This window comes from Bacillus sp. NPDC057893, from assembly GCF_042796455.1.
GTDB lineage: Bacteria > Bacillota > Bacilli > Bacillales > Bacillaceae_G > Bacillus_A.
This window is the reverse complement of sequence record NZ_JBHVNG010000001.1, coordinates 668,470-687,433: the sequence shown is the minus strand read 5'-3', so window position 1 is coordinate 687,433 and position 18,964 is coordinate 668,470. Positions and strand designations below refer to the sequence as shown.

The following is an 18,964-nucleotide window of genomic DNA, read 5'->3' as shown; positions in this document are numbered from 1 at the left end:
CTGTACGTAACAAATGGATATTATTGTAAAGGAGATGAATCGTTATGAAACAACATAATAAACTCAATTATGTATTTATTATTATTATAGTAATCCTTGCGATTAATTATTTGTTACTTCCCCTTTTTAACATTAACATTTACGCTTTAGGAATCTTCTCTCATTTCATACGTTTTACAACAACTTATGTACTTCCATGGGTCTTCTTATATTGGCTTATCCGCCTTGTGAAAGCAATTGAATCAAAATAAAAAAAGACGTGTAAACCATAATTGGTTCACACGTCTTTTTGACTTTATTACTTACTTCGCTACTTCTTCGATAATAGCTACTACTAATTCTGCTGTTTTCGCTAATTCTTCAACAGGAATTTTTTCATTTGTTGTATGAATTTCTTCATAACCAACTGCTAAATTAACTGTTGGGATACCGTGTCCTGCGATTACGTTCGCATCACTTCCGCCACCACTTTGGTGAAGAGAAGGCGTGCGACCGATGTTTTCAGCTGCACGTTTCGCAACTTCTACAACGTGATCGCCAGCAGCAAACTTAAATCCTGGATACATAACGTTTACTTCAACGTCTGCATGACCACCCAGTTCTTTTGCAGTTGTTTCAAATGCTTCTTTCATTTTTGCAACTTGTGCTTCCATTTTCTCATTTATTAAAGAACGAGCTTCTGCAAAGATTTGAACATGGTCGCAAACGATATTTGTTTGTGTACCACCTTCAAAACGTCCAATATTTGCAGTTGTTTCAGAATCGATACGACCAAGTGGCATCTTTGCGATTGCTTTTGCTGCGATAGTAATTGCAGATACACCTTTTTCTGGTGCTACGCCAGCATGAGCTGTTTTCCCGCGAATAATCGCATTCACTTTCGCTTGTGTTGGCGCTGCAACTACAATTTCACCAACTTTTCCATCACTATCTAATGCATAACCATATTTTGCTGTAATACGCTCACGGTCTAACGCTTTTGCACCAATAAGACCAGATTCTTCTCCAACTGTAATTATAAATTCAATTTTACCATGAGGAATGTTTTTCTCTTTTAAGACACGAATCGCTTCAAACATAGATGCTAATCCTGCTTTGTCATCGGCTCCTAAAATTGTAGTACCATCTGATACGATATATCCATCTTTAATAGAAGGCTTAATTCCATTACCAGGAACTACTGTATCCATATGAGAAGTGAAATAAATTGTATCAACACCGTCTTTTGTTGCTGGTAAAGTACAAATTAAGTTACCTGCACCATGACCAGTCACACCCATCGTGTCATCCTCAAATACTTCTACACCTAAAGCAGTAAATTTTTCTGTTAACACTTTGCAAATTTCTGCTTCAAATTTTGTTTCAGAATCTACTTGTACTAACTCCATAAATTCATTTACTAAACGTTCTTGATTAATCATAAGACTGCGCCTCCTGCACTACCATTATGTATGTAACAACATTAATTATAACAGAATTTCGCAAAAGTTTCGAAATACAAGACAAAAAACAGATGGTTAACACATCTAGATACCCATCTGCCTTCTATTACTCGTTTAACAATACCCAGCGCATATGATCTTCCCAGATGCCATTTACCATTAGCATTTTTCGAGATACACCTTCATATTGAAATCCTATCTTCGTCACTACTTGTATAGATGCTAAATTTCGTGGCATAACTGGTGCTTCTATACGATGTAAATGAAATTCTTCAAATGTAACTTGAATTGCTTTTCTAAGCGCTTCTGTTGTGTAACCTTTATTCAATTCTTCCTTATCTAATTTATAACCGAGTACACAAGATTGATAAATTCCGCGAACAATTAAATTAAATGATATACAACCAATTATTTTCGTATCATCACCCTTTTTAAAAATCCATAGCCTGATGATTTTACCTTCTGCAAACTCTTTTCTATCCTTTTGCAACTTTTTCTTTTGATAATCTAATGTGAAAAAATCCTCCGGTCTATACTCTTCCCAAGCTTTTAAAAATTCACGATTTCTGTCGTAATATTGAAGAACTTTTTCAGTATACGACTCATCAATTTCCCTTAAATGTAAACGATTTGTTTCGTATATTTTCATCATTGTATCTCCATTCTTCAGCTTGCATAACAAAAAATTAATAATCTATCTTTTAACATATTCTCTACGTATGCTCAAATTTCCTGTAATATTTTGCACCCCCTTCCCGAATTTTGTCCTTTCTCTCCCCTTGTCCATAATTTCATTTCTCGTTACAATGAAATTGTACTGATTTGCAAGGAGGTTTAACTATGCATAAAAAAGCTCAAAAAATTATGGTTTATATAATGCTAATTTCTATGCTTGTAACAACATTACTTACTGGCGCAAGTATGTTTTGGTAAAAAGGACGATTCACTCGTCCTTTTTTTACTGCTTACATATACAAAATAGACCATCTCGAAATCGAGATAGTCTATCTTGTATTGAACATTTTATTTTATATATATTACAATTGCTACAATGCTAAAGGAAAAGGCCATTACAAGTGCTATTACAAAACTTGTATATTGTTTCTGCTGAAATGCCCCAATAACAAAAGTAAGATTGAGTAATGCCATAAATACAATCGCTACAACGTAAGAGCATATGTTAAAAGTTGCCAATATGAATGTAATAACAAATAGAAAACTAACACAAAACTGCATGTAAGAAATTTTTGGATTTAAATACATATGAGCAACCCCTTTACTCAATTATCTTTATATATTCTCATTAACGCATGGTTATGTACACATGTCAAGACAACTTATAGAAAAGAAAAAAGCCAACCGTTTCGTTGACTTTTCCAAATACTATGGCCCCTTTTTCCTTCGCCAATTGCTGAAATGTTTTTTTCGATTTCACAATCGATACTTTCGTTCCAAGTGGAATACGATCAAACAAATATTCCACATCGTGTTTCTTCATTCTTATGCATCCTTGCGAAATATATTTTCCAATTGAACTAGGCTGGTTTGTCCCGTGTATCCCATACTTACTTCCATCCGTTCCTCTTGCATTAAATCCCATCCACCTCGATCCAAGTGGATTTTTTGGAGAGCCCCCAGGAATATCCTTCGCAATATAATATGGATCCTTCGCCTTCAATACAATGTCAAAGGTTCCTTCTGGGGTTAATTCATTTGTTTTCCCTGTCGCTACTGGAAAAACCTTTTGGATCTTCCCATCATCAATGTAAGCTAGTTTATTCGTTGCTTTATTTACAATTATATAAGGATCTCCAGCACGTGGGTTATCACCAAGAGGCCAGATTGGTGATAACGAAAGACATAATAATAAAGAAAGAAGATACGGCATACATAATTCCTACCTTCTAAATAAGTTCTTTTATATTATCCTTTCCCTTAAAACGACTTTTAATGAGTAAATATTGCTCCATTTCATAAACAAGTTGAACGAGTTTTGCACGTATTTCAAATTCTTCTCGCGAGACTGGTAAAGGCATTTCTCTGAATACTTCTCGCATTTCTTGAAGTTGTCTTAACGAAATGACCCCTGTACTTTCAGGACGAATAGAATTCCCTATATTTTCAATTACGTCTGCAATCATATCAGCTTGTTCATATGTCCAAGATAGTGATGCAGCTAATGGTATCATTCGCTCCAAAATTTCAAATTGTTGCATACGCATATTAAAATAACGATAGTAATAGTCATCTTCTCGCATAAATGCATTCTCAAGTTTTTTAAATGATAAATCTTTTGCTTCTTTCAGCATCATTTCTGTTTCAATTAATTCGGCCCCACTCCAATTACTATCTCGATTTCGTAAATAAACGACCATTTCAAACAAAATCGTTCTGAAATGGTCTTCTATTTTCCCTTGATACTCTTTCAGTTTATTCTCACTGCTTGGCATGTACATGTTTACTAATAAAGCGACACTAATTCCAATCGTTAATATAGCAATTTCATTACCAACTATAGACCATGTAATTTGCTTTAATGAATACAGATGCATAACGATAACCGAACTCGTGACAATCCCTTCTTGAATTTTGCACATAACTGCAGTCGGAATAAAGGTAAGCAGCAATACGCTAATCGCAAGTGGTGTATAACCAATCGTTTCAAAAATACAAAACGCAAACACCATCGATAGTACACAAGCTAAAAAACGGTGCAACGATACTTGAACGGATTTTCGTTTCGTATTTTGCACGCATAAAATGACTAAAATACCAGCTGAACTATAAAATTCTAATCCTAATAGCTGAGCAATAAAAACTGCCGCACCCGTTCCAAGCGCTGTTTTCACTGTTCTATATCCAATTTTAAACATATCATTACTCCTATATGTATAAATGTATTTAAAAATAGTATAAAAAAAGGATGACGCAATGTCATCCTTTTCTACCTATTATTCACGTACCCTTCACATATTACAATATCTTTTGCAAAAATTCTTTTGCACGGTCACTTTTTGGTGCTGTAAAAAACTCTTCTGGATTACTATCTTCTACGAGCTTTCCACCATCTAAAAAGAGAACGCGATCTGCCACTTCTTTTGCAAATCCCATTTCATGTGTAACGATTGCCATTGTCATTCCTGTCGTAACTAATGATTTCATAACTTCTAACACTTCTTTCACCATTTCTGGATCTAGCGCAGAGGTCGGTTCATCAAATAACATAACTTCCGGTTCCATCGCTAGTGCCCTCGCAATTGCTACACGTTGCTTTTGTCCTCCTGAAAGACGATTGGGATATGCATCTTTCTTATCTAATAACCCTACTTTTTCTAAAAGTTTCTCAGCTTTTTTTTCAGCCTCTTGCTTCGTCACTCCTTTTACATTGATAGGAGCATACGTAATATTTTCTAATACAGTCATATGAGGGAATAAGTGAAAATGTTGAAATACCATTCCGACATTTTCACGAACGTGCATAATATTTGTTTTCGGATTCGTTACTTCTTCCGTTCCAATCCAAATGTGACCAGCTGTCGGTGCTTCTAGTACATTCATACAGCGTAAAAACGTTGACTTTCCAGATCCAGACGGTCCGATAATTGCAACAACTTCTCCTTTTTCAATCGTTGTTGTAATTCCTTTTAATACTTCATTTTTTCCAAATGATTTATGAAGGTTGTCAATTTTAATCACTTTTCTTCATTCTCCCTTCAATTGCCTTCCCGACTAATGTAAGAATAATTACTAATATATAATAAATAAGTCCAACAAACAGTAATGGCTCAAGATATTTAAATGTTTCACCGCCTACAATATAAGCGCGGCGCATTAAATCAGTCGCTCCTATTACAGTTACTACAGCCGACTCTTTCGTAAGTGTCGCAAACTCATTCACAAGCGCTGGTAATATATTTTTTAAAGCTTGAGGAAAAATAATATTTCTCATCATTTTACTGTACGGAATACCTAAAGCCATTGCTGCTTCTGTTTGCCCTTTATCGACCGCTTGGATGCCGGCACGGATGACTTCTGACATATATGCACCTGAATTTAAGCTAAATGCTAGTACAGCTGCTAAAAAGGCTGGTATCTCATAATCCATCATTTGCGGAACACCGAAATAAATAATCATTAATTGCAATACAAGTGGTGTGCCACGAAATATTGATGTATAAATATCTGCTGCAATGTTTAGTACTCGTATTCTAGCAATTTTACACAGTGCTAATAACGTACCTAAAATAAATCCTACCACAGCTGATGCAGCTACAATTTTCAATGTAACTTCTAAGCCCTTTAATATATATGGTATTGAAGGCGTAATTGCCGAAAAATCTAGATTCATCCTTTTCATTCCCCTCACAGAAAAGTGAAAGGCAGCTTATTTTCCGCTGCCAAACCATTTCTTCACTAATTTATCCATTTCTCCATTTTCTTGCATTTTCTTAATTACTTTATTAAATTCTTCTGTTTTATCACTGTTTTTCGCAAGAGCAATTGCTGCACCTACTTCTTCTGGTGCTTCTTGAATTTCAATTCCTTGTAGTTCTTTCATTTTTTCTAAATAATTTTTTGCAACTGTGTCTTCTATAATTGCAGCGTCAAAACGACCAGCTTTAATTTCTTGTACGATTTCTGGTATACGGTCACGTCCCTCAGCTTTGAAATCGACTTGTTTTTTAAATTCTTCTGCTTTTTCTTCTTGGATTGATCCTGTTTGTACCCCTACTTTTTTTCCTTTCAAATCTTCTAATGATTTAATATTAGAGCCTTTTTTTGAAACAATCATATTTTTAGCAACAAAATAAATATCTGTGAAATCAGCATTATTTTTACGCTCTGCAGTTGGCGTCATACCTGCCATAACGAAATCAACTTTCCCTGAGCTAAGAGATGCTAATAATCCTCCAAAATCCATATCTTTCACTTTTACTTCATACCCAAGTTCTTTTCCGATATATTTTGCAATATCAACATCAAAGCCGATAATTTCATCACTTTTTGAAGCTTCCACGTATTCATACGGTTTATAGTCTGCTGAAGTCCCCATAACTAGTACTTTTTTATTTTTGCCATTCGCCTTTTCTTCCCCATTACTACAAGCACTGAACATACTTACAATTAAAATAAGTGCAAATGATATTGATACTAACTTCTTCATCTTTCTTCCCCCTAATAATGTATATTTAAAAGTTTAATAGAATATTTATTCGATGTTTGTATTGTATCAGTAGTTTTATTTTTATGCAATATATAAAATAAAAATAAATAAAATGGCATTAATAATAACGTTTCTCATGTATAAAAACATGCATAAAAAGAAAAACCTATGCATGTTTCAGCATTTTGAATTCTAAATAAAAAAAGGCGGTACATCCACTTGATCGTGGACGTACCGCCTTTTCGCTTATTTATAGTTCTTCGCAATTATTTTCGAAATAAGATTGTAATTTCGCAATGACTTGCATTGGTTCATGACCTTCAATTTCATGACGTTCTACCATCGTTACAATTTTTCCATCTTTCAACAAAGCAAATGATGGAGAAGAAGGTGGATATCCTTCGAAATATTCACGTGCTCTTGCTGTTGCTTCTTTATCTTGACCTGCAAACACCGTTACAAGATGGTTAGGACGTTTATCATAATGTACGGAATGCGCAGCAGCAGGGCGAGCAATGCCACCTGCACAACCACATACAGAGTTTACCATTACAAGTGTTGTACCATTTCTTTTAAATGCTTCTTCTACTGCTTCCGGCGTCGTCAATTCTGTATATCCAGCAGAGACAATCTCTTCACGCGCTTGACGGACAACATCATTCATAAAAAAGTTAAAGTTAATCAATCTTTTCCCTCCTCTAAAATTACCTATTTGTATCTTACCAGTTAATGTTTATGAAATACAAGTAAACTTACTTGTATTTGGGCATAGAAAAGGTGTTAGAGCTCTTGCTCTAACACCTTTTCTTAATGGCCACGATGCTTTTGCTTTGCTTTTTGTACTTTTATAAAACGTTTTCGCTGCTTTTCTGCTTCTCGTCTCTCTTTAGATTGCACTTTCCTATCTTGTTTGTGCAGTTCATAAGATAAACTAATTGCTTCTTGCGCCTTTGTAAAACGTTTTACATTTACTTCTTTTGCCGCTTGTCGTATGATACGTTTTATATTTTTGGAACGCAGTTTTTCTTTAACTTCCACACCGCATTTTGCGACGTGCTGGAAATATGCTAACATTGGACCATTCACAAATATAAGTATTTCCTCATCTGATGGTTCCATTCCAAAAATATACCTTGCTCCATACAATTTCCCTTTTTCTTTATGCGTAATAATTCCTACAAAAAATTGACCATCGTGATATACTGTCAAATCCATTGACAGCCCCTCCTTTAAAAAAAATTAGAAATACTGGACATCCCGGAGGGGAAGGTTACTGACATGAAATCATGCGTCTGGACTACCGACCAGAACTGTGTTTTTGTATTTCTTTCACTATTATTATATCCTTTTTTCCATAATCTTCATATATTCAACAATCATTTTTTTATGCGATCCTACAATATAGTCAGGTAGTTCTGTTACTGGGAAGAATTTAAGCTGAACCGCTTCTTCTTTATTCATAACAAAATCACCTTCGTATTCATCCGTATAATAGGCTGTCGTTACGGATTGAAATTCATCACCGTTTGCTAATTTTGTAAAATAGTTCGCTCCAGAAAATACATTGATTAATCGCAAATTCTTTACTTCTATTCCTGTCTCTTCGTATACTTCACGGTAAGCTGTTTCCTCTGGTGATTCACCAAACTCCATTAGCCCACCAGGCAGCCCCCATTTTCCGTACGGCTCTGTTCTTTGCTGTAATAATACATATCCACTTTCATTTATAACGAGTACAACAGCACCAACTAAAATTAAAGGGCGATGACCAACTATTTTTCGTAATTCTTCTACATATCCCATCGTATCGCCTCCTTTTTCGTTGTCCACACTATTGTATCATATGTATGAAACGACAAAATGCGTATATTTTTCATTTTTTTAACAAAATATTTATTTTATGTGCTTCATCTACTGTAGCTAACATAATGGATTCAATTTCTGCATTCTTCTCTAAAAACTCTTTCGCCCACTCTTCTGTTTTTCCTACTAAAGCGAGAACGTCCTGCTGAATTCTTCCATCCTTCACTAAAATAAAAGCAACTGGAGATTTTTTCCCCGCCACTTTAAGATCAAGCCGAGAAACTGCTTCATATTCTGGATACTGAAATATAGAAACAACACCACTTGCTTCCCATAATGCTAATTTAATCGTTTGAATATCGCTCACATTTCGCATGCGAAGTTCCGAAAATAAATATTCCGCCGTAATTCTCGCCTTTTTCAAATTGCTAAAATCAATGGCACCATTGTGTATAAGAATAATAGGTGCAGGCTCTAAAAAGCGTCTCCATCTATCCCATTTCAACATTAAAACAGAGCTTATAATATGAAGTACAACTAGTATAAAAGTTGTAATCATTGAACCGAGTAATCCGACCTTTTCATCAGATAGCGCATTAGAAATATTCCCACCAAGTAATAACACTAATACAACATCTAAAAAGCGAAGTTGTGCGATGGATCTTTGTCCCATCGATTTCGCAACTAATATTAAAAATGTGTACGCTATAATAGCTCGAACAACCCATTCACCGTTAGAAAGATGCCGTGCTCCTTCAAAAATATGCATATGCATCACTTTGCACTCCTTACATCCCAAACTGCTAGTCTGTTTTAGTTTGCAACGTTTAGGAGCATATATGTAAAAAAGCTGGTTCGTTTAAAAACGAACCAGCTTTTTTACTTAACTGAAAACATATATTTTTTATACGTTTTCCGTACCGATAATATGAGCCCCATCATAATCATATTCGAGAATAAGGAACTTCCCCCATACGATAAGAAAGGTAATGCAATCCCTTTTACAGGCATTAATCCAACGATCATACCAATATTTTGGAATATTTGAACCGTTAGTATTCCTATTGATCCAGCACATAATAATGTACCAAATAAATTATCAGCAGAATAACCGATAATAATTGTTCGATATAGTAGTAACAGGAACAAGAACACAACTAACGCCGCTACTATAAATCCACCTTCTTCGGCAATTGTAGCGAAAATAAAGTCAGTGTGTTTCTCTGGAATATAGACGTTCCCTTCACCAAATCCTTTCCCTTCCATACCTCCACTACCTACAGCTAAAATCGATTGCTGTGTTTGATAGCCTTGATCTGTATGTTCAAATGGATCTAACCAACCTAAAATTCGTGATTGTTGGTGAGGTTTTAGTAAAGTAACTAAATTATTAAAGAAGAAATCCTCATACCTTACGTAAATAAATATTAACGCAGATACTATGGTCACCGGAATAATTGTACATAACGCTATCAATTTCTTCTGAATACCTGACATAAATAAAATACATGCAATTGCAGCAGCATATAAGAACACCATACCTGTATCCGGTTGGCTATATACAACAGCCGTAGGAGGAATAGCTACTAACATTACCTTTCCTATTAATATTAGGTCTGTTTTAAATGTTCGAACCATATACTGTGCATTATGCTTTACTGCTAAATTTGCTACTAACATAACCAGTGCAATTTTGAAAAACTCCGACGGTTGAATAGATCCAATTACCGGAAACCTAAACCATCTTTTCGCCCCAAGTATTTCAGGTGTAAAGTTTGAAACTGGTAATATCTTCAACAAAATAATCGAAGCAAATGTAGCAATATACAATGGCCAAGATAGTTTTTGTAGCTGATCTGAATCAACACTTGCAACAAGAAGTAACATTACAATCCCAATTATGTAGTTAACACCTTGTTTCAGAGCAAAATTCTCAGCCCCATATTGTCCAGTTTGCTGACTGCTATATATAGCCGTTATACTTGTAACACATAATGCACACAAAATTAAAATTAATTTTACATCTAAACTTTTTAAAAACTCGGTACTTCTTTTCATGACATCCTCCTGAAACATTGTTACAGCAAAATAAAAAACCAGGAGTCAACATTCTTCATGTTTTGACGACTGATTACACATTATCTATAAAACACTTATATAGAATAACTCTCTTTTTCATACAATACAATATATTATACTACAGTTTCGTCAGTAAGATTTGCCAAAAAAATTATTCTTTTCTTATTTTATATCTATATACCATATATCAGCAATGTATTTTCGCAAATTCCTAATACATGATCATTCATTGTAAGATTACTGGGAAAGGTTTGTACATATAGTAGGATACAAATGAAGAAATGAAATAATAAAAAGCTCGCAAATGCGAGCTTTTTATTAATATACAGATGTATTGTTCTCTGACACGTTTTCTAAAATTTCTTTTACACGTCCTAAGAATTTACCACAAATTAAACCATCAAGTACACGGTGATCAAGTGATAAACATAAGTTAACCATGTCACGAGCACCGAACATACCGTTATCCATAATTACTGGGCGTTTTACAATTGATTCAACTTGTAAAATAGCCGCTTGTGGGTAATTAATAATGCCCATGGATTGAACAGAACCGAATGATCCTGTGTTATTAATTGTAAATGTTCCGCCTTGCATTTCGTCCGCTTTTAACGATTTCGTGCGTACTTTTCCTGCAAGTTCTGTAATTTCACGAGCGATACCTTTAATTGTTTTCTCGTCCGCTTGCTTAATTACTGGTACAAATAACTCTTCTTCTGTTGCAACCGCGATAGAAAGATTAATGTCTTTCTTCTGAACGATTTTATCGCCAGCCCACATTGAGTTAATTTGAGGATATTCTTTTAACGCTTGTGCTACTGCTTTTACGAAGAAAGCAAAGAACGTTAAGTTAAAGCCTTCACGCTTTTTGAAATCGCCTTTAATTGAGTTACGGTATGACACAAGGTTTGTCACATCTACTTCAATCATCATCCAAGCATGAGGTGCCTCGTGTTTACTGCGTAACATATTTGCTGCAATTGCTTTACGCACACCTGTTACCGGAATCTCGATATCTCCAGGCATTGTCGGCACAGAAACTGGTTTTGCAGCTTCTACTTTTGACGCTACCGGTGCTACTGCCGCTGATTTTGGTGCTTCTGGACGCGCTGCTACCGCAACAACTTCCTCTTTCTTCGCACCTGCTTGCGGAATATTCCCAGATTCCACTAGCTTTAAAATATCTTTACGAGTAATACGGCCATTTGCCCCCGTACCTTCTACTAAATCTAAATCAACGTTATGCTCACCCGCAAGTTTTAACACAGCTGGTGAAAAACGTGGTTTTCCATCAGTTGGCTGTTTTGCCTTCGGTGCTTTTTCAGGCGTAGTTACTTCTGCTTTTGGTTCTTCTTTCGTTTTTTCCTCTACAGTTGTTGCTGCTACTTCATCTGCGCCTTCTACTTGAATGACACAAACAACTTCACCTACAGCTAACGTCTCACCTTCGCCAGCTATTAACTCTTTCACAATACCAGTGAAAGAAGATGGTACTTCGGCATTTACTTTGTCCGTCATTACTTCTGCAAGCGGATCATACTTGTTTACGTGATCGCCAACATTAACGAGCCATTTACTAATTGTACCCTCTGTAACGCTCTCCCCGAGCTGAGGCATTGTGATATTTTCTACAGCCATGTATAGTCCCCCCGATTAAAATTCCGCAAGTTCACGCATTGCTTTTTCAACTTTATCTGGATTTACCATAAAGAATTTTTCCATTGTTGGTGCATATGGCATTGCCGGAACGTCTGGGCCTGCAAGACGTGCGATTGGCGCATCTAAATCAAACAGACAATTTTCAGCAATAATCGCTGCCACTTCACTCATAATACTTCCTTCTTTGTTGTCTTCTGTTACAAGAAGAACTTTACCTGTTTTAGAAGCTGCTTCAATAATCGCTTCTTTATCTAACGGATATACCGTTCTTAAATCAAGAATGTGTGCAGAGATTCCATCTTGTGCTAACTTCTCAGCTGCTTGAAGAGCAAAGTGAACACATAATCCGTAAGTGATAACAGTAATATCATCACCTTCGCGTTTCACATCTGCTTTTCCGATTGGTAATACATAGTCATCTTCTGGCACTTCACCTTTAATTAAGCGATATGCACGCTTATGTTCAAAGAATAATACTGGATCTTCATCACGAATTGCAGCTTTTAATAAGCCTTTTGCATCATATGGTGTAGAAGGGATAACAATTTTTAAACCTGGTTGGTTTGCAAACATCGCTTCTACAGATTGTGAATGATACAATGCACCATGAACACCGCCGCCAAATGGCGCACGCACTGTAATTGGACAAGTCCAATCATTATTAGAACGATAACGAATTTTTGCTGCCTCAGAAACAATTTGGTTTACTGCTGGCATGATGAAATCAGCAAACTGCATTTCAGCAATTGGACGCATACCATACATTGCCGCACCAATTGCTACCCCAGCAATTGCAGATTCTGCAAGCGGTGCATCAAGCGCACGGTCTTCACCAAATTGATCATACAAACCGTGTGTCGCTTTAAATACGCCACCTTTTTTACCAACATCTTCTCCTAATACGAATACTTTCTCATCGCGTTCCATTTCTTCGCGCATTGCTAATGTAATAGCATCAATATAAGACATTACAGCCATGAAACGTTCCCCCCTATTCTGCGTATACGTGCTTCAATGCATCTTCAGGTGCTGCATACGGAGCATTTTCTGCATATTCTGTTGCTTCGTTTACGATATGCATAATTTCATCTAACATTTGTTTTTCAAATTCCTCAGTTAACACGCCAACTTCTTTTAAATAAGCTGCAAATGTTATTATTGAATCTTTTTTCTTCGCTTCTTCTACTTCTTCTTTATCACGGTAAACACGATCATCGTCGTCACTAGAATGTGCTGTTAAACGATATGATACTGCTTCAATTAAAGTCGGGCCTTCACCACGACGGCCACGGTCTGCTGCTTCTTTTACAGCTTTATATACTGCAAGCGGATCGTTTCCGTCTACTGTATATCCTGGCATACCGTAACCAATTGCACGATCTGATACGTTTTTACATGCTAATTGTTTTTCAACCGGAATAGAGATTGCATATTTATTATTTTCGCACATGAAAATAACAGGTAGTTTGTGTACACCAGCAAAGTTTGCACCTTCATGGAAATCACCTTGGTTGGAAGAACCTTCTCCGAATGTAACAAACGTTACTAAATCTTTCTTCTCCATTTTTCCAGCTAATGCAATACCAACTGCATGAGGTACTTGTGTTGTTACTGGAGATGAACCTGTAACAATACGGTTTTTCTTTTGACCGAAGTGACCAGGCATTTGACGACCACCAGAGTTTGGATCTCCAGCTTTCGCGAAAGCAGATAACATAAGCTCTTTAGCTGTCATACCAAACGCTAATACAACACCCATATCACGGTAGTATGGTAATGCATAATCTTTCTCTCTATCAAGAGCGAATGATGCGCCAACTTGTGCAGCCTCTTGTCCTTGACAAGAAATTACGAATGGAATTTTACCTGCACGATTTAATAACCACATACGTTCGTCGATTTTTCGCGCAAGTAACATCGTACGATACATCTCTAATACTTGCTCATCACTTAAGCCAAGCTCTTCATGGCGCTTTTCTTTTACTTCTGCCATTTTTCATAACCTCCTAAATCCACATTTTTATGCGTGTAACGCTCTTCCATCTACAGCTAATGCAGCTTCACCAATCGCCTCAGATAATGATGGATGCGGATGAATTGTATGTGCTACTTCCCAAGGTGTTGCATCAAGTACTCTTGCAAGGCCAGCTTCAGAAATCATATCTGTTACATGTGGCCCGATCATATGAACACCAAGAATGTCATTTGTTTCTTCATCAACTACAAGTTTTACAAAACCGTCTGATTCTCCGTATACAAGTGCCTTTCCGATTGCACGGAATGAGAATTTACCTACTTTTAACTTATAGCCTTTTTCTTTCGCTTCTTGTTCTGTTAAACCAACAGAAGCAACTTCTGGACTGCTATATACGCATTTCGATACCATAGAATAATCAATTGGTGTAACTTCTTTACCAGCAATATGTTCTACCGCAACAATTCCTTCATGCGAAGCAACGTGAGCAAGTTGTAGGCCACCGATTACATCTCCAATTGCGTAAATATGAGATTCCTTCGTTTGATAAAACTCATTTGTTTGAATGTATCCTTTTTCCACAACAATATCTGTGTTCTCTAAGCCCATATTTTGCGTATTGGCTTGTCTTCCTACAGATACAAGCATTTTTTCTGCTTTAAATGCTTTATTCTCACCGTTATGTTCAGCTTGAATTGTTACTCCATTATCTTTTACCAATGTTTCTGGTAATACTTTTGCACCAGTTACCACTTTAATACCTTTTTTCTTGAATAGACGCTGCATCTCTTTTGAAACGTCATTATCCTCTAATGGTAATATGTTTTTCGCATACTCTAATACTGTAACTTCTACACCGAAGTCAGCAAGCATAGATGCCCACTCAATACCGATTACACCGCCACCAACGATAATGATCGAACTAGGAAGCGTTTCCATTTTTAGGGCATGATCCGAAGACATTACATACTCTCCGTCTAACTCTAATCCAGGTAATGAATTTGGACGAGAACCTGTTGCAACAAGTACATTTTTTGGAATTAACATTTCATTCTCTTCTCCACTTGCAAGTTCAACTGAAATTGTACCTGGCATTGGAGAGAAAATAGATGGGCCAAGAATACGGCCAATACCTTCAAACACATCAATTTTACCTTGTTTCATTAAATGCTGAACGCCTTTATGAAGCTGCGTTACAATCTTCTCTTTACGCTCTTGTACTTTAGCAAAGTTTAGTTCTACATTACTTGCAATAACCCCGAACTCTTCTCCTTTTTTAGCAGTTGCGTATACTTCCGCACTACGTAAAAGAGCTTTACTAGGAATACATCCTTTGTGTAAACAAGTACCACCAAGATTTTCTTTTTCAACAAGTGCAGTTTTTAACCCTAGTTGTGATGCACGAATAGCAGCAACATATCCACCAGTACCGCCGCCAACGATGACTAAATCATATTCTCTTGCCATTATCTCAACCCCTAGCTACTGTTTGTTTTTCTCTTACAACATACTCTTTCGGCGCTTCTTCTTCACGCAATACACGAAGTGCCCCTTCTGCTAACGCTTGTAATTCATCTTCTCCTGGATGTACGATAACATCTGCAATCCAGTGAACACGTTCTTTTATTTCATCGACAAGAATTTTACTGTACGCAAGTCCACCAGTTAATACGATTGCATCGATTTTCCCGTGAAGTACAGCACTAGCTCCGCCAATCTCTTTTGCAACTTGATATGCCATTGCTTTATAAATAAGAGTTGCTTCAGGATCACCTTTTTCAACCATTTTCTCTACTTTAATTGCATCGTTTGTACCGATAAGACTTACAAGTCCACCTTGTCCGACAAGTTTTTTAACCATTTCGTCTCGGTAATACTCACCAGAGAAACACATTTCAACTAATTGTCCTACCGGTACTGTACCAGCACGCTCTGGACTAAATGGTCCTTCTCCGTTTAAGCCATTATTAACATCGATAACTTTTCCTTTTTTATGAGCACCAACTGTAATACCGCCGCCCATATGTGTAACTAATAAATTTAAATCCTCATATTTGTGATTTAATTCATCTGCTACTTTACGAGCAACCGCTTTTTGGTTTAATGCATGGAAAATACTTTTACGTTCCATACCAGCAATACCGCTAATACGAGCAATTGGCTCCATTTCATCTACAACGACAGGATCCACAATGAATGCAGGAATATTTAATCCAGAAGCGATTTCATAAGCTAGAATGCCTCCGAGATTTGAAGCGTGATGACCGCTAAATCCGTTTTTTAAATCTTCTAACATTGCATCGTTTACTGTGTACGTGCCACCTTCGATTGGACGAAGTAATCCACCACGCCCACAAACAGCGTTCAATTTTGAAATGTTAATACCATGAGAATGTAGAACTTCTAAAATTGTTTCTTTTCGAAACTCATATTGATCGATAATTCGCTTATATTTTCCAATCTGTTCTTCATCATGACGAATTGTTTCTTCTAAAACGGGTCTTTCATTATCAAAAACACCAATTTTTGTGGATGTACTACCCGGATTAATAACAAGAATTCGATTTAAGGACAATGTTGCTACCTCCACTAATAAATTTAAAAGGAAGTGGAAACCTCATAAGAGGTAACCACACCTTTCGTAAAAGTTGTATATGAATGATTAGCGACGGCTAATAATGTCGTGACCGTTGCGTAAGTATGTGCTACGAGTGTTTTTCAAGCTTGCGATGCGCTCTTCAGCTAGACGATCTGCTGCTACATAAGTTGCTATGCCATCGCGTTTTGAAATTTCGATTACTTTTGCAATTGTGTCATAAATAGACTCAACACGTTTTAATGCACGTTCTCTATTGTATCCATATAATTCGTCTGCTACGTTAATTACGCCACCTGCATTAATAACATAGTCTGGTGCGTATACAATACCCATTTCATGAATGATGTCGCCGTGACGATCTTCTTTTAATTGGTTATTTGCAGAACCTGCGATTACTTTTGCTTTAAGTTGTGGAATAGTTTCATCATTAACTGTTGCGCCTAATGCACATGGTGCGTAAATATCACATTCAACACCGTAAATTTCATTTGGCTCAACTGCTGTTGCACCGAATTCTTCTACTGCACGTTGTACAGCTTCTTTATTAATATCTGTAACGATTAATTTTGCTCCTTCAGCGTGTAAATGTTTGCATAGGTGATATGCTACGTTACCAACACCTTGAATAGAAATTACTCTTCCTTCTAGGTTATCTGTACCGAACGCTTCTTTTGCAGCTGCTTTCATACCACGGTAAACACCGTATGCAGTTACTGGAGATGGGTTACCAGAAGAACCGAATGATGGTGAAATCCCTGTTACAAAATCAGTTTCTTCATGGATAATATCCATATCATCTACTGTTGTACCAACATCTTCAGCTGTAATGTAACGTCCGTTTAGTCCTTGAATGTAGCGTCCTAATGCACGGAACATCGCTTCGCTTTTATCTTTACGTGGATCACCGATAATTACTGTTTTTGCACCACCTAAGTTTAAACCAGCTGCTGCATTTTTGTATGTCATCCCTTTTGCAAGACGCAATGCATCTTCAATCGCCGCTTCTTCAGAATCATATGTCCACATTCTTGTTCCACCAAGAGCTGGTCCAAGTGTTGTATCATGGATTGCAATGATTGCTTTTAAACCAGATTCTTTATCTTGACAAAATACCACTTGCTCATAATCATATTTTTCTAAGTATTCGAAGATTTCTAATGTCATTGTCGTTTCCCCCTAATTGTTTTACCCTATTTGGTTTATTTTGAAGCAGTCGCAACTGCCAATGCTAATGAATATACTTTTGTTTCTGCTGAATCAGCACGTGATGTTAAAACAATCGGTGCTTTAGCGCCAGCAATCATCGCTCCTACCTTTGCATTTGCAAAATAGACGAGTGATTTATATAGCACATTTCCAGCTTCAATCGTTGGGACGAGTAAAATGTCTGCCTTACCTGCTACATCACTTACTATGCCTTTATGTTCTGCTGCAATTTGTGATACTGCATTATCTAAAGCAAGTGGTCCATCAACGACACAATTTTTAATTTGTCCGCGGCGATTCATTTGAGTTAACATCGCTGCATCAATTGTCGCTTGCATCGCAGGATTAACAACCTCTACCGCTGCAATTGGCGCTACCTTCGGCAAATCAATTCCTATTGCCTGGGCAACTTCTACAGTATTTTGTATAATAGCAGCTTTTTGTGTTACATCAGGTGCAATGTTCATCGCTGCGTCTGTAACAAAAATAAGACGATCGTAATTTGGAACTTCAAACGCTGCAACGTGTGAAAGTACGCTGCCCTTGCGAAGCCCCCACTCTTTATTTAATACGGCTTTCAAAATATTTGCTGTTGGGATGTTCCCCTTCATTAGTACATCTGCTTCGCCATTGCTTACAGATTTAACAGAAAGTTCTGCAGCCTCAGCACTTGACGCTGCTGCAATCACTTCAATATGTTCTGAAGTTTGTAACCCATGCTCTTGTAGCATCCCTATTATTTTCTCTTGATTTCCATATAGACGAAATTGAGCTAGCTGTAACTTGATTGCTTTCGCTACAGCTTCAATTACTTCATGATCTTCAGCTACTGCTACAGCCACAGTTTTTTTAGGCTGTCCTGCTGCTTGATCAATTAAGTGTTCTAACTTCATATTTTGTAATCAACCCTTTCCGTCGTCCCTCGTCTATTCATTAAGCAAATACCGTGCCAACTTTTAAAAGTGGTCTTACCAATAATGAAAACGCATTCAAAATGCAGTAAAATCAATACTTTGGAAAACAACAAAATATTCTGT

Annotated in this window: 22 protein-coding genes; 2 read left to right on the top strand and 20 right to left on the bottom strand. The window is 36.7% G+C overall.

What is annotated here, in order from left to right; translation table 11 throughout:
* The first annotated feature begins 44 nt into the window (after window positions 1-44).
* The gene (locus ACFVQC_RS03830) at window positions 45-251 is read left to right on the top strand and encodes a hypothetical protein (RefSeq protein ID WP_000809197.1); all 207 of its coding nucleotides are present in this window, start codon (window positions 45-47) and stop codon (window positions 249-251) included.
* 51 nt (window positions 252-302) lie between these two features.
* On the opposite strand, the gene ACFVQC_RS03825 is transcribed toward ACFVQC_RS03830, so the two are convergent.
* Both ACFVQC_RS03825 and ACFVQC_RS03820 read right to left on the bottom strand, forming a co-directional pair.
* Entirely contained in the window at window positions 303-1,421 is a 1,119-nt protein-coding gene (locus ACFVQC_RS03825; RefSeq protein ID WP_377890393.1) for a tripeptidase T, read from the bottom strand.
* Between the two features lie 127 nt (window positions 1,422-1,548).
* Window positions 1,549-2,094: a GNAT family N-acetyltransferase gene (locus ACFVQC_RS03820; protein ID WP_377890395.1), complete on the bottom strand. Its 546-nt coding sequence runs from the start codon at window positions 2,092-2,094 to the stop codon at window positions 1,549-1,551.
* 188 nt (window positions 2,095-2,282) lie between these two features.
* Between ACFVQC_RS03820 and prli42 the strand changes: the two genes are divergently transcribed.
* Entirely contained in the window at window positions 2,283-2,375 is a 93-nt protein-coding gene (gene prli42, locus ACFVQC_RS03815; RefSeq protein WP_000549036.1) for a stressosome-associated protein Prli42, read from the top strand.
* A gap of 90 nt (window positions 2,376-2,465) precedes the next feature.
* On the opposite strand, the gene ACFVQC_RS03810 is transcribed toward prli42, so the two are convergent.
* The 18 genes from ACFVQC_RS03810 to yqiS form a co-directional block, all read right to left on the bottom strand.
* A complete protein-coding gene (locus tag ACFVQC_RS03810; protein WP_377897441.1) occupies window positions 2,466-2,705 on the bottom strand; it encodes a DUF3894 domain-containing protein in 240 nt (79 codons plus the stop codon).
* 64 nt (window positions 2,706-2,769) lie between these two features.
* Window positions 2,770-3,330, bottom strand: a complete 561-nt coding sequence (locus tag ACFVQC_RS03805) for a L,D-transpeptidase (protein WP_219920071.1) — start codon at window positions 3,328-3,330, stop codon at window positions 2,770-2,772.
* A 16-nt stretch (window positions 3,331-3,346) separates the two neighbouring features.
* Entirely contained in the window at window positions 3,347-4,315 is a 969-nt protein-coding gene (locus ACFVQC_RS03800; protein WP_377890398.1) for an aromatic acid exporter family protein, read from the bottom strand.
* 100 nt (window positions 4,316-4,415) lie between these two features.
* A complete protein-coding gene (locus ACFVQC_RS03795; protein WP_002160561.1) occupies window positions 4,416-5,138 on the bottom strand; it encodes an amino acid ABC transporter ATP-binding protein in 723 nt (240 codons plus the stop codon).
* Window positions 5,131-5,790, bottom strand: coding sequence for an amino acid ABC transporter permease (locus ACFVQC_RS03790; protein WP_105584570.1), 660 nt, complete (start codon window positions 5,788-5,790; stop codon window positions 5,131-5,133). The genes ACFVQC_RS03795 and ACFVQC_RS03790 overlap by 8 nt, the downstream gene beginning before the upstream one ends.
* Window positions 5,791-5,826: 36 nt before the next feature.
* Window positions 5,827-6,606, bottom strand: coding sequence for a transporter substrate-binding domain-containing protein (locus tag ACFVQC_RS03785; protein WP_377890401.1), 780 nt, complete (start codon window positions 6,604-6,606; stop codon window positions 5,827-5,829).
* A gap of 250 nt (window positions 6,607-6,856) precedes the next feature.
* Complete coding sequence (locus ACFVQC_RS03780) at window positions 6,857-7,270, bottom strand: BrxA/BrxB family bacilliredoxin (RefSeq protein ID WP_219921080.1); 414 nt, start codon at window positions 7,268-7,270, stop codon at window positions 6,857-6,859.
* Window positions 7,271-7,413: 143 nt separating this feature from the next.
* Entirely contained in the window at window positions 7,414-7,821 is a 408-nt protein-coding gene (locus tag ACFVQC_RS03775; RefSeq protein WP_377890403.1) for a YjdF family protein, read from the bottom strand.
* A 123-nt stretch (window positions 7,822-7,944) separates the two neighbouring features.
* A complete protein-coding gene (locus tag ACFVQC_RS03770) occupies window positions 7,945-8,409 on the bottom strand; it encodes an NUDIX hydrolase (RefSeq protein WP_377890405.1) in 465 nt (154 codons plus the stop codon).
* A gap of 70 nt (window positions 8,410-8,479) precedes the next feature.
* Entirely contained in the window at window positions 8,480-9,184 is a 705-nt protein-coding gene (locus tag ACFVQC_RS03765) for a DUF421 domain-containing protein (RefSeq protein ID WP_002033965.1), read from the bottom strand.
* 104 nt (window positions 9,185-9,288) lie between these two features.
* A complete protein-coding gene (locus tag ACFVQC_RS03760; protein ID WP_002138272.1) occupies window positions 9,289-10,467 on the bottom strand; it encodes an FtsW/RodA/SpoVE family cell cycle protein in 1,179 nt (392 codons plus the stop codon).
* A 339-nt stretch (window positions 10,468-10,806) separates the two neighbouring features.
* Window positions 10,807-12,126, bottom strand: a complete 1,320-nt coding sequence (locus ACFVQC_RS03755) for a dihydrolipoamide acetyltransferase family protein (protein WP_377890408.1) — start codon at window positions 12,124-12,126, stop codon at window positions 10,807-10,809.
* Window positions 12,127-12,141: 15 nt separating this feature from the next.
* Window positions 12,142-13,125, bottom strand: coding sequence for a 3-methyl-2-oxobutanoate dehydrogenase subunit beta (gene bfmBAB / locus ACFVQC_RS03750; protein ID WP_002122394.1), 984 nt, complete (start codon window positions 13,123-13,125; stop codon window positions 12,142-12,144).
* Between the two features lie 13 nt (window positions 13,126-13,138).
* The gene (gene bfmBAA, locus ACFVQC_RS03745) at window positions 13,139-14,140 is read right to left on the bottom strand and encodes a 3-methyl-2-oxobutanoate dehydrogenase subunit alpha (RefSeq protein WP_215554134.1); all 1,002 of its coding nucleotides are present in this window, start codon (window positions 14,138-14,140) and stop codon (window positions 13,139-13,141) included.
* Between the two features lie 27 nt (window positions 14,141-14,167).
* Window positions 14,168-15,589 carry a dihydrolipoyl dehydrogenase gene (gene lpdA / locus ACFVQC_RS03740; RefSeq protein ID WP_002033960.1) on the bottom strand — a complete coding sequence of 474 codons (1,422 nt, stop codon included), beginning with the start codon at window positions 15,587-15,589 and terminating at the stop codon, window positions 14,168-14,170.
* Window positions 15,590-15,593: 4 nt separating this feature from the next.
* Window positions 15,594-16,697, bottom strand: a complete 1,104-nt coding sequence (gene buk, locus ACFVQC_RS03735) for a butyrate kinase (protein ID WP_002145828.1) — start codon at window positions 16,695-16,697, stop codon at window positions 15,594-15,596.
* A gap of 87 nt (window positions 16,698-16,784) precedes the next feature.
* A complete protein-coding gene (locus tag ACFVQC_RS03730) occupies window positions 16,785-17,885 on the bottom strand; it encodes a leucine dehydrogenase (RefSeq protein ID WP_002145827.1) in 1,101 nt (366 codons plus the stop codon).
* A gap of 35 nt (window positions 17,886-17,920) precedes the next feature.
* Complete coding sequence (gene yqiS / locus ACFVQC_RS03725) at window positions 17,921-18,820, bottom strand: phosphate butyryltransferase (RefSeq protein ID WP_002033959.1); 900 nt, start codon at window positions 18,818-18,820, stop codon at window positions 17,921-17,923.
* Window positions 18,821-18,964 lie beyond the last annotated feature (144 nt).

What these genes read in the sequence shown, in the direction of transcription:
- ACFVQC_RS03780 (WP_219921080.1), bottom strand. Translation starts at nt 7,270, where the DNA reads ATGAATGATGTTGTCCGTCAAGCGCGTGAAGAGATTGTCTCTGCTGGA.
- ACFVQC_RS03755 (WP_377890408.1), bottom strand. Translation starts at nt 12,126, where the DNA reads ATGGCTGTAGAAAATATCACAATGCCTCAGCTCGGGGAGAGCGTTACA.
- ACFVQC_RS03770 (WP_377890405.1), bottom strand. Translation starts at nt 8,409, where the DNA reads ATGGGATATGTAGAAGAATTACGAAAAATAGTTGGTCATCGCCCTTTA.
- ACFVQC_RS03765 (WP_002033965.1), bottom strand. Translation starts at nt 9,184, where the DNA reads ATGCATATGCATATTTTTGAAGGAGCACGGCATCTTTCTAACGGTGAA.
- ACFVQC_RS03810 (WP_377897441.1), bottom strand. Translation starts at nt 2,705, where the DNA reads ATGTATTTAAATCCAAAAATTTCTTACATGCAGTTTTGTGTTAGTTTT.
- ACFVQC_RS03775 (WP_377890403.1), bottom strand. Translation starts at nt 7,821, where the DNA reads ATGGATTTGACAGTATATCACGATGGTCAATTTTTTGTAGGAATTATT.
- bfmBAA (WP_215554134.1), bottom strand. Translation starts at nt 14,140, where the DNA reads ATGGCAGAAGTAAAAGAAAAGCGCCATGAAGAGCTTGGCTTAAGTGAT.
- ACFVQC_RS03830 (WP_000809197.1), top strand. Translation starts at nt 45, where the DNA reads ATGAAACAACATAATAAACTCAATTATGTATTTATTATTATTATAGTA.
- ACFVQC_RS03820 (WP_377890395.1), bottom strand. Translation starts at nt 2,094, where the DNA reads ATGATGAAAATATACGAAACAAATCGTTTACATTTAAGGGAAATTGAT.
- ACFVQC_RS03785 (WP_377890401.1), bottom strand. Translation starts at nt 6,606, where the DNA reads ATGAAGAAGTTAGTATCAATATCATTTGCACTTATTTTAATTGTAAGT.
- yqiS (WP_002033959.1), bottom strand. Translation starts at nt 18,820, where the DNA reads ATGAAGTTAGAACACTTAATTGATCAAGCAGCAGGACAGCCTAAAAAA.
- ACFVQC_RS03825 (WP_377890393.1), bottom strand. Translation starts at nt 1,421, where the DNA reads ATGATTAATCAAGAACGTTTAGTAAATGAATTTATGGAGTTAGTACAA.
- ACFVQC_RS03790 (WP_105584570.1), bottom strand. Translation starts at nt 5,790, where the DNA reads ATGAATCTAGATTTTTCGGCAATTACGCCTTCAATACCATATATATTA.
- ACFVQC_RS03805 (WP_219920071.1), bottom strand. Translation starts at nt 3,330, where the DNA reads ATGCCGTATCTTCTTTCTTTATTATTATGTCTTTCGTTATCACCAATC.
- ACFVQC_RS03760 (WP_002138272.1), bottom strand. Translation starts at nt 10,467, where the DNA reads ATGAAAAGAAGTACCGAGTTTTTAAAAAGTTTAGATGTAAAATTAATT.
- bfmBAB (WP_002122394.1), bottom strand. Translation starts at nt 13,125, where the DNA reads ATGGCTGTAATGTCTTATATTGATGCTATTACATTAGCAATGCGCGAA.
- ACFVQC_RS03800 (WP_377890398.1), bottom strand. Translation starts at nt 4,315, where the DNA reads ATGTTTAAAATTGGATATAGAACAGTGAAAACAGCGCTTGGAACGGGT.
- ACFVQC_RS03730 (WP_002145827.1), bottom strand. Translation starts at nt 17,885, where the DNA reads ATGACATTAGAAATCTTCGAATACTTAGAAAAATATGATTATGAGCAA.
- prli42 (WP_000549036.1), top strand. Translation starts at nt 2,283, where the DNA reads ATGCATAAAAAAGCTCAAAAAATTATGGTTTATATAATGCTAATTTCT.
- lpdA (WP_002033960.1), bottom strand. Translation starts at nt 15,589, where the DNA reads ATGGCAAGAGAATATGATTTAGTCATCGTTGGCGGCGGTACTGGTGGA.